Below are 12478 nucleotides of genomic sequence, written 5' to 3'. Positions count from 1 at the left end.
GCGGATCGATTGTTTTTTGCATGCGGTTCAAATCGGTTTCATTATGGAAGTCGCCCATTCCCTCATTGGAGAATCACAATGGCGACTGTTCCTGACCACCTCGTCCCGCAAGATGGTCTAACGAATTCGTCCGTTCGTTGGTACCGAATGGAGATCCTGCACGATGAAGGGATGGTGCGCTTCTTCTTTGCCTTTACCGATGAGAATAAACAGAAGATCGCGGATTACCCGATAGATCTGCCGCTTAGCGAAGCAAAAAATGGCGGCTTCAACGCCATGATCGCGGAGGCTCATCGATGTATGAATGATAACCTGCGCCAGTGGCTATACGTGAACGACACTGTGTATCGAGCTTACTCTGACGTGGAATAGCGCACATCGCGCCCCTTAAGCGGAACGCATGTCAGACTGGCCTGCTGGACGATCAAGGCAAGCCTCTTGCTCGCTAAGCTCTACAGCGTCCTGATGCCGGAGCAGTATCGATAAGGCACAGGAAAAGCGCTGCCGAGCTCAAAATTCCCTGTCCCCCCGGCAGCGCTTGTCTCAAACTGGGCGCTGAAATCCCAGTTGGTTTTGTATTAGCAAGGCGCGTGCCATAGGTTTGTGACAGACCCGCTAGTTGATGTTGGCGAGTCATTAATCAGAGCATAGAGACCAGGGTCAGCAGGCCTATCGCAGCCAGTGCCCACGCCAACCAATGAAGCTTCCACTGCCGATCGCGCTTCATTGTGGTACCGCTCGGATCTCTAATCATCCAAGCAGGCGCGGCGGACAGCTTAGCCGAGTTGACCTACATCAATAGAAGATCAGCACCAGGGCCGAGAACGCCGCTACGGATAGCGCGCCGGCAGCAATTACCATCGACTGAAATAACCGGTCATTCCCCATGGGCGTACCGTCACACAGACGGTATCGAGGCAGCTATGTAGTTTGTGCCAGAAGCAGGCAAAGGTTTGCGGCTGAACGCCGCGTTTACACTGGCGGACCTATTTCAAAAAACGATGCAAAAAACTGCCAGACGATCAGTAGCACCACAATCGCCAACATCGCGTAGATGGTCCTGCGGCCGATCCGGTTCATTCTAGAACCTCATATTCGAACGCCACGCCCTCAGGATCATTATCCTCGAACCATTTCTCTGCGGCATCCTGGCTCGCAAATAACTTAATGTGGTCCTTGTCGCCGACCTGCTTGGCTTCGTTGACGTAGACGAAAACGGTCATAGCTCGCGCTCCATCGCTGGATGACTGCGGTTCTTGACCTTAATCCAGTGTTTCTGTCGGCCGCCACAATAAGTGCTTTTTGGACGCTTTGACGCACCCTTTTGCCGTGTTTGCGCCGGGATCCGATGCCCACATCGCGCGTCCAATATGGAATCTCGCCATGAAGGATCAGATCCTCAGCTTGTTGCGCTGGTCCGTTGTCGTCGTGCTTGGCGTCGCCTGGGGGTACTGGGCGAATGACCTGATGTGCTGGCTAGAGCGCGGGTGCCAATGATTTTTGCTTGGTGGTGAGCAGCGCTTTCATGGTGTCATGGACGCCGCCAAAGCAGGGCTGAGAAAACTATAATAAGAGGAAAGGCCACGGCGCTAATTCGACCGATCCATTTTGACATGCGCTCGATGCGATACCGAATAACCAATTCAGCAGCTGCTGATCGTTTAGAACCGCGTATGTGGTGTCGCATAATAATTTGCTCGTTTGACCATTCAGCTCAAGGAAATGCCCTTGCGTCACTGTTGCCTGATGTCGGCGGTTCTTCACCTTGTATGGGGCTTTCCTTGTCAAGGGTAAACTTCCCCACACGCTGCTCTCTATCCACTTGTCGAGTCCGACGATTGGTTCGGTGTCAGCGAGGCGCTTTCTTCCATTCTCGGCATGAAGGGCCCCCTTTGCTTGGCCGCGCTGAGCGGTCAATCCCTGCAGCCCGCAAGGGGCGCGCCTTTTGGCGCGCGGGATTGACAGCGAAAGCGCGTGCCGAGCGATAATGCGCCATTCCAAGAGTGGCCTGGCGGCGAAGTTTACGATCTTCATCTTCACACGCCGTTGGTCGTCTCACCCGTGAGCATGACGTCACGTGTACAGCGGCATTGGCACGGCGACAAAATCCGAGGCGAGCCCGCTATCAGGCGCTGATCGCGCCGCAGCCTTGTATTCGGTCGATCCTTCGAGGATCGCACCATGATGCAATCATGCGCATCGGCGGCGAGCTCCGGGGCGGCGGGTCCATCCTTGATCGCGGCTTGAAAGCCATTGTGAAAAGCGAATCACCACCGCCTCGGATCGTCATCGGCAGACCACACCTCCACGGCCCGCCAAAACTGTCGTGCTGTTATCTGATCTCCTTTCCCCTTCGAAGTTATCGGTTATGACGCAGGACGCAGGACAATGCCGTCCGACATTTCGCCTGTTGTAACGAGACGCCAGAGTGCAATGAGCAGCTTGCGCGCCAACGCAACGATCATGGTCTTGCGCGTGTTACCGCGCCCGTCGGCCGTTCGGGTTTGAAACCATTGAGCCAGGGCGCTGCCCTCTTGGAACCTCAGACAACGCCACGCCAATCGGATCATGCCGGTGCGGACGCGAGCGTTACCGGCGCGGGCAAGACCCTTCTCACGCCGGCGTTTGCCGCTCTCGTCCGGGGAGCCGGTAAGGCCGGCGTAGCGAGCGACCGCCTTACGGTCGCGGAACTGACGCGAGAAGACCTCGTTAACCAGCATGTCTGCGGTCTCAACGCCGATGCCGACGACCCGCGCGATAAGCTGGACCATCGCGTGTGGGCGTTTCTGTTTATCGCGGTCAGCTTCGAGCTTCTGCAGGCGTGCTTTCTCGATCGCTCGGATTTGCTCACGCACCATGTGGAGACGTGCGAGGTGACGAAACAGCTCTGCACGGGTGTTTTCCGGCAAAAGTGATCCTTCCGCCGAGTGCAGCTCTTTGAGTTGTTGCTCGGCTTTGCGCAATTTCAGCCGAAACCTACGAATGCCAAAGCGGGTGAGGATCGCCTTGATTTGGTTTCCGATCCGCGTCTGCTCGGTGACGAGGCTGTCTCGCTCACGGTTCGGCCGTTTGGCATCCTCCTCTTCGATCGTTGGGATCGCGACCATGCTGCAGTGACGCTTCTCTCCACGCAGCCATCCAAGTAAGGCGCGCAGCAGCAGTTCCGTATCGAGGCGATCTGTCTTTGCGCGTCGATGTTCGCGTGGCACCGCAATGCTATTAGGGTGGATCACGTAAGCCTCAACACTGCGCATGCGCAGCGAGCGGGCCAGCCAAAATCCATCGCGTCCGGCCTCATAGGCGACAACGACGCGCCTTATCGGATGCCCGGCCTGGTCAGCCTCCTTGCGCCAACGATGCAAGAGCTTCAACAGCGACTCCGCATCCGCATCGAGCTTTTTGAGCGGCTGGCGTTTGATGCCAGGAACAACCGCGGCTACCAACCACTTCGATTGAGCCATCTCGATTACGGCGATGATCGTGCTATCCTGCTCGAGGGCGGTGAGGGACCTGCTCGCCTCAAAAGGTTGCGACATGTGGCGCTCCTTTGGTGTCTTTGGACAGAGCGCCGAGAGTGCCACAAACCCTCGCCGTCCGCCCCGCCCCATAGCATCTTGATCCAATGCTTCTGCTTGCCGCCGCCGCAGCCAACCGCTGGGGCCATTTTGCGGCGGAAGGCTCGGCCCCTCGGTTTTGTACAGAAGATAAAAGGCCGCAGGAAACGCAACATCGTGAGTGTGGCACCGACGCGACAGCGCGAAGTGATAAAAGAGAACGGCTCCAGCCGCGGGGCTGGCTCGAGGCGAGCCGGAGCCGTCCACCCTCCGCCGAACGCGCGAGCTTCTTATCGGAAATAGAAGATTCGCCCTTTTACTATTTCGGATATTGGTCTTTGAAAATCAACGGAGTCTCAGAGTAAAGGCCGCCGCTTTGGAGCGGCGGCCCTTTCACCGGGTTGCAATAGGAACTCCGAAACTGCAATCGCTTAGCCAGCCCCGGCAGCGTAGATCATTCGACATATGCCCACTTCAGGAAATGACAAAAGCGAATCTGAAACCGCGATCCGTAAGTACCTCTTTCGGGGTACCGCTTCTGGCCATGAAATTTAATCTGCCTTGTGTCGACCTCTCACGATGCACCGTGCGCTGGCCTATGGACCGCCGGCCCACACCGATTAAGCCACCGCCGGGGCCGGCTGGTCCGAGGGCTTCTCGGATGATCTAGCCTCCGAGGTTCATCGGTATCCTATCGCCGGGACCACCGGCTTATTCCAGTTGAAGTCCGGCCGGACGTCGGCGCCGCGCCGCCCGCAGGCGGTGCAGGTGAAGCGCGGCTGGCGGCGGGGAAAGCTCAATAAAATCGCAACGCAGGCTGGTCGCGCCGGCCATCGAAAATCGAACTGTTGCATCAAAGCGGGCTCAGCCGCCGGACAAACCGCGCAAGCCGAGCCCGGTGAGTTCGCAAATTTCCTCGCAATCAGTCACGCGGACTGCTCGCCCTCGGCCGGCGGCTCGCCCACGGGCTCGGCTGGGGCCTCGACCGGCTCCGCAGAGATGACGGGCTCCTGCTCGGGCTCGGCCACGGCCTCGACCGGCTCCGCAGAGACGGCGGGCTCCTGCTCGGGCGCGACCTCGATGGCCGGGCTAGGCGTCGGCTCGGCGGTTGGCTCCACGCTCGGGGTGGTCTGATCGGGTTCGTCTGGTGCCATAGGTATTCCCTCCCTCAAGGGGTGACTTTGTTAGGACATTTGGATTTGGAAGAGTGGTTGCGTTGCCTGCGCGAGCAGGCAAGTCCGCAACGTGTTCATTTAACGCACAACGCGAACCTTCCCGCAATATCGTAGGTTCAGCCGCGCTGTGATTTTTTTTGCGCGCGACGACAACACGCAAGCAACTGTTCGAACAATGCTCGTACGTTCCTTTTCCGCGAGGGCGGCGAAGAGGTGCAGCACAAACGGATTGACATCGGCCCCCAGTTCGGCGACCAGGAACGGCACCCGATGCACCATGAGGCCGCTGATGAAGTGTACGTCGCGGCTGAGGCGATCCAGCTTAGCGACCCCGAGGTGACACTTGTGCTTCTTGGCGTGCGCCAGCGCGGCTCTGAGCTGGGGACGGCGGTCTAGGGCATCGTGGCCCTTGCCAGAGTCAATCTCGACAAATTCATGCACGATGTGGAAGCGCTCGGTCTGGGCAAAGTGAATCAACGCAGCACGTTGCGCGTCGAGCCCGAGACCTGAACGACCTTGCTTCGAAGTAGAAACCCGCAGGTAGGTCACAAGGGGCCGCTCGGGATTCACGGGATACCTCTATGAAAACCGCTGTATTTGACAATACCACCGTTTAGAATCTGTACGATCCGCGTTCTCGGAATCGAAGCGATTCATTTTTGCCTTATCAGAGTGTGTTGCGCGTAGCACTTTGCGCCGTGGTTGCTTCCTCTCAGCTAGGGTAGAATAATTCGGTGCGGTAGCGATCCCTATGCCTGCGACGAAAGTGGGTTGCTGTGGAAGGACGGTCGTCTGCCGCACACTCTCGCGAGGGGGCCGATGACTAGCACCGTTTACTCTCCTGACATTCCGAAGACCGCCGAAGAGGTCGAGCTGGAAGACATCATCCGCGAGCTGGCTTATCGGCTTGAGGATGCTCGCGAGGGCAGCGCCGAGTACAAGATGATCGAGCGCCAGATGGAAGGCATCCGTCGCGGCAGCGAGCTGGGCGGCCTGCTGATGGAGGAATACGATATCGGTGGTCTCAGCGCGGTGCGTTACTGGTCGTAGCCGGACTGGTCGGGCAGCGCACCCATTACGTCGGGTGGATCGCGTAAGCACACGCTCCGCCCAACGGCTTTGGCGGCCCTCGCGGTGGACAGCCGCCGCCGAGGGGGTCGGCTCCCCCGGGGCGCTCGGCCGGGATTGAAACGACCAAGGTACCGGTACCGGTTATTGTGGCGTGTCTTCTTCAACGTCTTCCGCGAGACACTCGATATGGCGAAGCCCGGCTGGTCGCAATCGGAAGAGCGTAATGATTGATGAGGGTGAGTCATTTTGACTCACCGAAACTCCTTGTGGAGTTGCCATTCAATGCGTCTGATGCTCTGACTTCTTCCACAAGAGTTTCGCATGGCGGATCCAACATGCGATCTAAACGGCGCGTTCAAGCCAACAATGAAGAAGCCCGTCGAGCGCAGCGGAGCGTTGAAAGACGCAGGAGTGTTCCGGCGTGAGTGCTGCCTATCAGTCAATAGGATGATCGCAATGGCCCACCTAAGAGAAAACATAATGTGGACCGTTCCTATATTTGTAATGGCGCATTTGGCTCGAAAGATCGGCCGCGGTCACAACGCAATCTACCATGGTACCCGTCACTTACCTCTCGTGCTGAGCATGGAGAAATTGCTGTTGCCAAGAATTGGGGATCGTGCCGTCTTCCTCACAAGGTCGCCTGAGATTGCGGCACATTGGGCCGACACCACGTTGAGGGGAGAGGAATATTGCGGGGGGCTTCTGGTTCTCAATCGAGCCTCACTCATCCATAACTATCGGCTTAAGCCATCGCGCGACCCTAGCGTTTGTGATGAGCGGGAAGAGAGCGTTCGGGAGCGTTGTATAGATTTTCATAAGCATCTTATCGGCGTTGTGCGACAACCGGACCAACATGGCATTTATGGCTGGTGGTACCAAGGAGAACAAGAGGAGTTCTTGACACAAGCGCAAGCACGATCATTGCACCGAATTATCAGCGACGGACGTGCCAAGGTACGGGACATCATTGTTCAGCAGCGGGGACATACTGCGGCAGCTTCGTCGATCAGTGGACGCCCGACCGTCGCTTGATCAAGATTGGCACATCCCGGCGTGCCACGGGCGGGCACAGCGCGCAATCCTTCACGTGGACAGCTATCGCGGTAGGGGGTGGGAGACCCGGGGGCGTTCAGCCGGGATTGAAGCGACCAGGGTACCGGTACCGGTTACTGTAGCACGTCTTCTACATCATTTTCCGCGAGACACTTGAGCACTAGCGTGTACTCACTAAGCGGCTTGGCCGGACTGATGTCCGCTCAACCCCCAACAGCGGCGGAAGAGCGGACATTGCCCGAGGTCGCAGAAGGGCCATTTCCGGACTCATGCATCGCAGCAAAGCAAACGCTATTCGATCACCTCGTTTGCGCTAACCAAAATGGAAGTGCCTTCGTTCTCACGCGTAAGCGTGACTTAGCGGGGACGCCAGAGCACGAATACTAGGTTGAATCCGGCGGTGTCCTAATTTGCTGGTTGCTTGTGTGACATTAAGCACAGCAACTAATTAGGAACCGTCCTAGCCTTATCGATCGAGGCGGGAATGGTCCCGTCCTGAAACAGGTGGGAAATGCCATGACGGATCTGAATAGCGAACCGGGTAGCGAAAATCGCGAATTGAGAAGCGAGGAATTGACGATCGATGAGCTGGACTCAGTAAGTGGCGGACGATTCAAAATCCCGGGGAAAATCGTGACGGCAGCCGAAATTGCCAAGGTGGCAGCAGATAATCCCGGTTTCGTCTGAAACAAGCGTGCGCTCAGCCACTTGAGGCCGCCTCAGTTGGCGGCCTCTTTCATTTCTAACGCGCTTTATTGGGATAGGCGTGGACGTCCATGTAGAGCGCATCGAGTTTTGGATATTCGCTCTCGAAGGAAGTCTCGATCGATTGCGTCCGGCTCGCGACGTCGAGCTCCGCATGCGCCGGCAGCGCAACCATGCTTGCCCAAGGCAAATGCCGCGAGTAGGGGCTTTGCAAGCTGCATGGTCAGACCCCCTGGCTTTTTGAATATCGCAAGGCGCAGCGGATGTCGCCTTCGGGTCATTCACGTCGATTTTGCCATGTCCGCGCTGTGTCCGCTCATCCCCCGATAGCGACCGGACAGCGGACATCACGGGACTTCTCAAAAGGGCCAGAATCGGACCTGAGCAATCGCTGCAAAAAGAATGCGCGGCTTGAGCCTTCGGAACTGATCAGAAATTGATGGGATAGAGCCAGTTACCCCAGGGCGCGAATGGAGACCTTGCGCGATGCGGCTCACGCCAGTCTCACCGCTTGTGTAGATCGCCGCGATGCCTTGCGCCCCGATGGGAAACTTCGACTGCTCGGGATCGTCCAACAGGATCTTCGCAGCGTACTGCCTTTGCGAGGTCCCGCGCCGTAGCGAGGGCGCTTCTTCAATCATCAGCGCGGCCTTGGCTTCATCAAGCCGGATGAGCGCGGCGCTACCATGATTTTTGTCACAGACAGAAAAACACCATCCGGCGATGTTGTTCACGTGCAACAACCGAGGAGGAAGTGATGATTGAAATGCGTGAAATTGAAATGCGTGAACTGATCGAAGCCGAACTCGACGGGGTCGCTGGCGGCATGATTAACCAAGACCCGGACGGAACGAAGCGCCCCCCCGGTCCAAGCGCCGCGGACATCTACCAGCACCCCCCGATCTACGTGCCGAAGGTCGGATAAGGATTCACTTCTAAATCTCGAACGACGAGAGCCCGCTGCGAATTGGCAGCGGGCTTTTTGTTGGGCGATGAAGTACGCCATGCTTGTGCGTGGCAGCGAAATCTACCCGCTTATGTCGGCTTGGGGTCATTCTCGACTGAGCCAGCCGGTCCTGCCTGCCGTTCGATGTCCGCAATGACCTGAAAGCGACCTAATTGTTGCGCGCACCCGAAAGACGCGAAGGGCCAGTTCCGGACTCATGCACCGCACCAAAAGAGCGCGCCCTCATTCGATCACCTCGTCGGCGCGAAGGACCAGTGACGCGGGGATCGTGGTGCCCTGTGTCGTGGCAGCCTTGAGGTTGATGATGGTCGTGTACTTGTCCACCTGATAGATCGGTAGTTCGCTGGGTTTGGCGCCTTTAAAAATCATATCAATGTAATGCGCGTGTTGACGGTATAGTTTTTGTCTATCGATGGCATAGGCCATCAATCCTCCGATTTCGACATACTCCCGGTAAGGATAGATCGCTGGGAGCCGAGCCCTTTCTGCAAATTCCACAATAACATCTCGGTGGGCCAAGTGTTGTGGCCCATCGGTGACAAGCAGGCCATCAGCGTGTTCACGTTGGAGAAGATCTAGAACGCGTAGATACTCGGCTTCTTGAGCTGCCCCCTGCAAAGGCGAACCCACAACTTTGACTGAAAAATTGCGAGCTGCCGCGCGCATCGCGTCACCACCGGCGCTATTCCAGAACACTTCTGTACCAAGAAATCCCATACGACTAGCTGTCGGAACAACCTCTAGAAGTATCTCGAGCCGCTTGCCTAGAATTTCGATGCCGGCATCGACGCTGATCCCGGTTATATTTCCTTCCGGTCGAGCAAGATTGCTGACGATCCCGAGTGCAACGGGATCGTTCATCCCCCCGACGACGGGAATGGAGCGTACAAGCGCTTTTACTCGAAGAAGTAGATGGCTAGTCCCTGAAACCCAAATGAGGTCCGGGGACGAGCTGACAGCGTCGCGAACCGTTGTGTCGTACCGCGAGGTATCTCCCTCTGCCGAGAAGCGCAGCACAACGAGGTTCTCTCCTTCGACGTAACCAAGTCGCCGCAACTCGACAAACAACGGTTTGTACAGACCGCTCTCGCTTAGGTCGGCAACCGTTGACACAATCGCAAGCCGGTAGACCTTGTTCGGCTCAGCGGCCCGCAGCGCGCTTGCCGTTGTGGTGGCCAACAAACCTGCAAGAAGGTCCCGCCGTCGCACGTGCCCCTCCCTTCAAGGACCACGCCTGTGGGAGCGAGAGCCTAGCACTTTGTCGTGGGGATGTGAGGTGCTTTGAAGGACCGCTTCGGGTCTTGGCCGTGTAAAAACAGCCTTATAGGGCCGTCAGTCTTGAAGCCAAAACTGGGCCGGCCTCAGGCCGCGATCGCGGCGATCAGCGGCCTGATCCCGAGGATATTCATTGCTAATGGCATGGTCCGGCCGTGCTCCAGCCCCGCCAGTGATCGAAGCTGGTTCGGGGCACCGAAAAGGAGCATGCCATGTCTCAGAAATCTAGCAGCGCAATTGCCGTGGTTGGTATCGATATCGGCAAGAACTCGTTTCACGTCGTAGGGCACGATCGGCGTGGTGCGATCGTACTCCGGCAAAAATGGTCGCGTGGCCAGGTCGAGGCGCGACTTGCCAACCTGGCGCCGTGCCTGATCGGGATGGAGGCTTGCGTCGGCGCGCATCATCTCAGCCGCAAGCTACAGGGACTCGGCCACAATGCCCGGCTGATGCCAGCCAAATACGTGCGGCCGTATAGCAAGGGACAGAAGAACGACTTCCGCGATGCGGAGGCGATCGCCGAGGCGGTGCAACGCCCGACCATGAAGTTCGTTGCAACCAAGACTGCCGACCAACTTGACTTGCAGGCCCTGCACCGCGTGCGCGAGCGGCTGGTTAGCCAGCGTACCGGCATCATCAATCAGATCCGCGCCTTCCTGCTCGAGCGGGACGTTGCGGTCCGGCAAGGGTTGCGTTTCCTGCGCGCCGAGCTGCCGGGCGTTCTGGCGACGCGAACCGATGTCCTGTCGCTCCGCATGGTGCGCATCATCGAAGACCTGTCAGCAGATTGGCGCCGCCTGGATGCGCGCATCGAAGGTCTCTCCGGCGAGATTGAAACGCTCGCCCGTCAAGATCAGCACTGCGAGCGGCTGATGACGGTCCCCGGCATTGGCCCCATCATCTCGAGCGCGATGGTGGCCGCGATCGGCACCGGAGACGTGTTCTCCAAAGGCCGCGACTTCGGCGCCTGGCTCGGGCTGGTACCGAAACAGATCTCGACGGGAGACCGGACAATCCTTGGCAGCATATCAAGGCGCGGCAATCGCTATTTGCGCAGCCTGTTCGTTCAGGCGGCTTGGGTCGTGCTGGTCAAGGTTGGGCCAAAGCATTGGGAACGCTATGGCCTCAAATCTTGGATTGAAGCGGCGAAGAAGCGACTACACCACAACGTGCTTGCCATTGCGCTGGCCAACAAGCTCGCCCGCATCGCATGGGCGGTTCTCAACAAGGGGCGCGCCTTCGCATGCGACAAGACCGATGCGATGGCGTACCGCCCAGCCTGATGCTCGCGCCGTGCTCGGGGCCGTCAAGACGTGGCCTGGCAGCATGGAAGCAAGAGGTAAGCCTGTGCGACGGCCAGCCTTGACGGCCCCTTCCGCGCGGCCCGTTCTGCACGCCCAGGCCGGGACGAAGGAACGACCGCCAGGCACGAACAAAGGAACAGCCATGAAATGAGGAGAGACCCATCGACGATGTAATCTTACCCGCCGAGGTCTGCGAGAAGATAAGACGAGTATGGAGGATCGGTCTTCCCGGCGCATGCGAACACTGGTGACCCGAATGGCCCGGTCGAGGCCTGACCGCTAATCAGATCGCATGCGCGCTGATATCCATGATGGTCCGGAGCAACGCTCCAAACAGAGGCCGGATACATTGATGCAAGACCGCTCACCGCCAAGTCGTCGAAATCTTCTTGCAACGCGCGGCCGGACCATACATTCGGGTCAAAACCGGTAATACTCTGACCGAGCGGAATATTTCCGCTTAGCCCTCAAAATCGGACATCTGCGGGTAATGAGTACACGCCCCAGCAGATTTCCTGTTTCGATGAGCATTTGGATAATGCGACCAAGAGCCCAGCAGGTGATTGATAGGGAAGGGTGAGTCAATTTGACTCACCAAAGCTCTTTGCGGAAATGCGACATCAGCGAGTCTGATACTCTGGCTATTCCAGCAGGGAGATCTCGCATGACCGATCTCACTTACAATCTGAACGGCGGCTTCAAGCCGACAGCGAAGAGGTTCGCTGACCTCAGCGGACCGGACTTTTTCCAGACGCCGGCTTGGGCAACGTTCGCATTGATCGATAATGAAAAGTTCAACGGCGAAATCTGGGAGTGCGCGTGCGGTGATGGCAGCATGTCCCGCGTGCTGGAGCAGACGGGCCAACCTGTTCGCAGTTCGGACTTGTATGATCGTGGATATGGAGAAGTCGGTGTTGACTTTCTCCGTGCAGAGCAGACGTCCGACAACATCGTCACCAATCCGCCCTATAATTGCGCCGAGGGTTTTGTCGCTAGCGGCGTCAAGCTGGCGACGCGAAAGTTCGGCCTTCTCCTGCGTTTGGCCTTCTTAGAGGGCGCGAACAGAGCGAACACGATCTTTTCCAAGACGCCACCCGCTCGCGTCTGGGTTTTCAGCGAGCGCATTACCTTTTAACCAAGCGGTGTCGATCCGAAAGGCGGTGGGACAACTGCCTATGCCTGGTTCGTTTGGGACAAAGATGCGGAGGGGCCAACTGAACTGAGGTGGTTCAAACCAGGCTACAAAGCAAATCCGCCCCAACGGCCCTGGCTGCCCTCGCGGTGGACAGCTATCGCGGGAGGGGGTGGGGGACCCGGGAGCGTTCAGCCGGGATTGAGGCGACCAAGGTACCGGTACCGGTTACACAGGCA

Annotated in this window: 14 protein-coding genes; 7 read left to right on the top strand and 7 right to left on the bottom strand. The window is 57.9% G+C overall.

The features are described 5' to 3' along the window. The first annotated feature begins 78 nt into the window (after positions 1 to 78). The gene (locus NLN62_RS04415) at positions 79 to 372 is read left to right on the top strand and encodes a hypothetical protein (protein ID WP_254107565.1); all 294 of its coding nucleotides are present in this window, start codon (positions 79 to 81) and stop codon (positions 370 to 372) included. 704 nt (positions 373 to 1076) lie between these two features. On the opposite strand, the gene NLN62_RS04410 is transcribed toward NLN62_RS04415, so the two are convergent. The 3 genes from NLN62_RS04410 to NLN62_RS04400 form a co-directional block, all read right to left on the bottom strand. After that, positions 1077 to 1223, bottom strand: coding sequence for a hypothetical protein (locus tag NLN62_RS04410; protein ID WP_254107563.1), 147 nt, complete (start codon positions 1221 to 1223; stop codon positions 1077 to 1079). Positions 1224 to 1563: 340 nt separating this feature from the next. Continuing rightward, a complete protein-coding gene (locus NLN62_RS04405; protein ID WP_254107561.1) occupies positions 1564 to 2034 on the bottom strand; it encodes a hypothetical protein in 471 nt (156 codons plus the stop codon). Between the two features lie 332 nt (positions 2035 to 2366). Next, positions 2367 to 3581 (bottom strand): IS110 family transposase, encoded by a 1215-nt coding sequence (locus NLN62_RS04400; RefSeq protein WP_254107559.1) that lies wholly within the window; start codon positions 3579 to 3581, stop codon positions 2367 to 2369. Positions 3582 to 4274: 693 nt separating this feature from the next. On the opposite strand from NLN62_RS04400, the gene NLN62_RS04395 reads away from it, so the two are divergent. After that, positions 4275 to 4688, top strand: a complete 414-nt coding sequence (locus tag NLN62_RS04395) for a hypothetical protein (protein WP_254107556.1) — start codon at positions 4275 to 4277, stop codon at positions 4686 to 4688. Positions 4689 to 4807: 119 nt separating this feature from the next. Here the strand turns inward: NLN62_RS04395 and NLN62_RS04390 are convergent, their stop codons facing one another. After that, entirely contained in the window at positions 4808 to 5299 is a 492-nt protein-coding gene (locus NLN62_RS04390) for a recombinase family protein (RefSeq protein ID WP_371932913.1), read from the bottom strand. A gap of 249 nt (positions 5300 to 5548) precedes the next feature. Between NLN62_RS04390 and NLN62_RS04385 the strand changes: the two genes are divergently transcribed. Together NLN62_RS04385 and NLN62_RS04380 are read left to right on the top strand one after the other, a co-directional pair. Further along, positions 5549 to 5779, top strand: coding sequence for a hypothetical protein (locus tag NLN62_RS04385; RefSeq protein ID WP_254107554.1), 231 nt, complete (start codon positions 5549 to 5551; stop codon positions 5777 to 5779). A 1593-nt stretch (positions 5780 to 7372) separates the two neighbouring features. Continuing rightward, entirely contained in the window at positions 7373 to 7543 is a 171-nt protein-coding gene (locus NLN62_RS04380; RefSeq protein WP_254107553.1) for a bacteriocin, read from the top strand. A gap of 55 nt (positions 7544 to 7598) precedes the next feature. Here the strand turns inward: NLN62_RS04380 and NLN62_RS04375 are convergent, their stop codons facing one another. Continuing rightward, positions 7599 to 7736 (bottom strand): hypothetical protein, encoded by a 138-nt coding sequence (locus tag NLN62_RS04375; protein ID WP_254107552.1) that lies wholly within the window; start codon positions 7734 to 7736, stop codon positions 7599 to 7601. A gap of 184 nt (positions 7737 to 7920) precedes the next feature. Next, positions 7921 to 8295, bottom strand: coding sequence for a hypothetical protein (locus NLN62_RS04370; RefSeq protein WP_254107551.1), 375 nt, complete (start codon positions 8293 to 8295; stop codon positions 7921 to 7923). A 23-nt stretch (positions 8296 to 8318) separates the two neighbouring features. Between NLN62_RS04370 and NLN62_RS04365 the strand changes: the two genes are divergently transcribed. Then, complete coding sequence (locus NLN62_RS04365; protein ID WP_254107550.1) at positions 8319 to 8486, top strand: hypothetical protein; 168 nt, start codon at positions 8319 to 8321, stop codon at positions 8484 to 8486. 264 nt (positions 8487 to 8750) lie between these two features. Here the strand turns inward: NLN62_RS04365 and NLN62_RS04360 are convergent, their stop codons facing one another. Beyond that, positions 8751 to 9737: an ABC transporter substrate-binding protein gene (locus NLN62_RS04360; RefSeq protein ID WP_254107549.1), complete on the bottom strand. Its 987-nt coding sequence runs from the start codon at positions 9735 to 9737 to the stop codon at positions 8751 to 8753. A 278-nt stretch (positions 9738 to 10015) separates the two neighbouring features. On the opposite strand from NLN62_RS04360, the gene NLN62_RS04355 reads away from it, so the two are divergent. Continuing rightward, positions 10016 to 11086, top strand: a complete 1071-nt coding sequence (locus NLN62_RS04355; protein WP_254107548.1) for an IS110 family transposase — start codon at positions 10016 to 10018, stop codon at positions 11084 to 11086. A gap of 685 nt (positions 11087 to 11771) precedes the next feature. After that, positions 11772 to 12242 (top strand): hypothetical protein, encoded by a 471-nt coding sequence (locus NLN62_RS04350; protein ID WP_254107546.1) that lies wholly within the window; start codon positions 11772 to 11774, stop codon positions 12240 to 12242. Positions 12243 to 12478 lie beyond the last annotated feature (236 nt).

Origin of the sequence: Bradyrhizobium sp. CCGUVB23 (assembly GCF_024199885.1) — a bacterium.
GTDB lineage: Bacteria > Pseudomonadota > Alphaproteobacteria > Rhizobiales > Xanthobacteraceae > Bradyrhizobium.
This window is presented reverse-complemented; position numbering and strand designations above follow the sequence as displayed.

Coding starts and splice junctions, on each gene's coding strand:
- NLN62_RS04365 (WP_254107550.1), top strand. CDS start 8,319: ATGATTGAAATGCGTGAAATTGAAATGCGTGAACTGATCGAAGCCGAA.
- NLN62_RS04355 (WP_254107548.1), top strand. CDS start 10,016: ATGTCTCAGAAATCTAGCAGCGCAATTGCCGTGGTTGGTATCGATATC.
- NLN62_RS04385 (WP_254107554.1), top strand. CDS start 5,549: ATGACTAGCACCGTTTACTCTCCTGACATTCCGAAGACCGCCGAAGAG.
- NLN62_RS04350 (WP_254107546.1), top strand. CDS start 11,772: ATGACCGATCTCACTTACAATCTGAACGGCGGCTTCAAGCCGACAGCG.
- NLN62_RS04375 (WP_254107552.1), bottom strand. CDS start 7,736: ATGGTTGCGCTGCCGGCGCATGCGGAGCTCGACGTCGCGAGCCGGACG.
- NLN62_RS04405 (WP_254107561.1), bottom strand. CDS start 2,034: ATGAAGATCGTAAACTTCGCCGCCAGGCCACTCTTGGAATGGCGCATT.
- NLN62_RS04410 (WP_254107563.1), bottom strand. CDS start 1,223: ATGACCGTTTTCGTCTACGTCAACGAAGCCAAGCAGGTCGGCGACAAG.
- NLN62_RS04380 (WP_254107553.1), top strand. CDS start 7,373: ATGACGGATCTGAATAGCGAACCGGGTAGCGAAAATCGCGAATTGAGA.
- NLN62_RS04415 (WP_254107565.1), top strand. CDS start 79: ATGGCGACTGTTCCTGACCACCTCGTCCCGCAAGATGGTCTAACGAAT.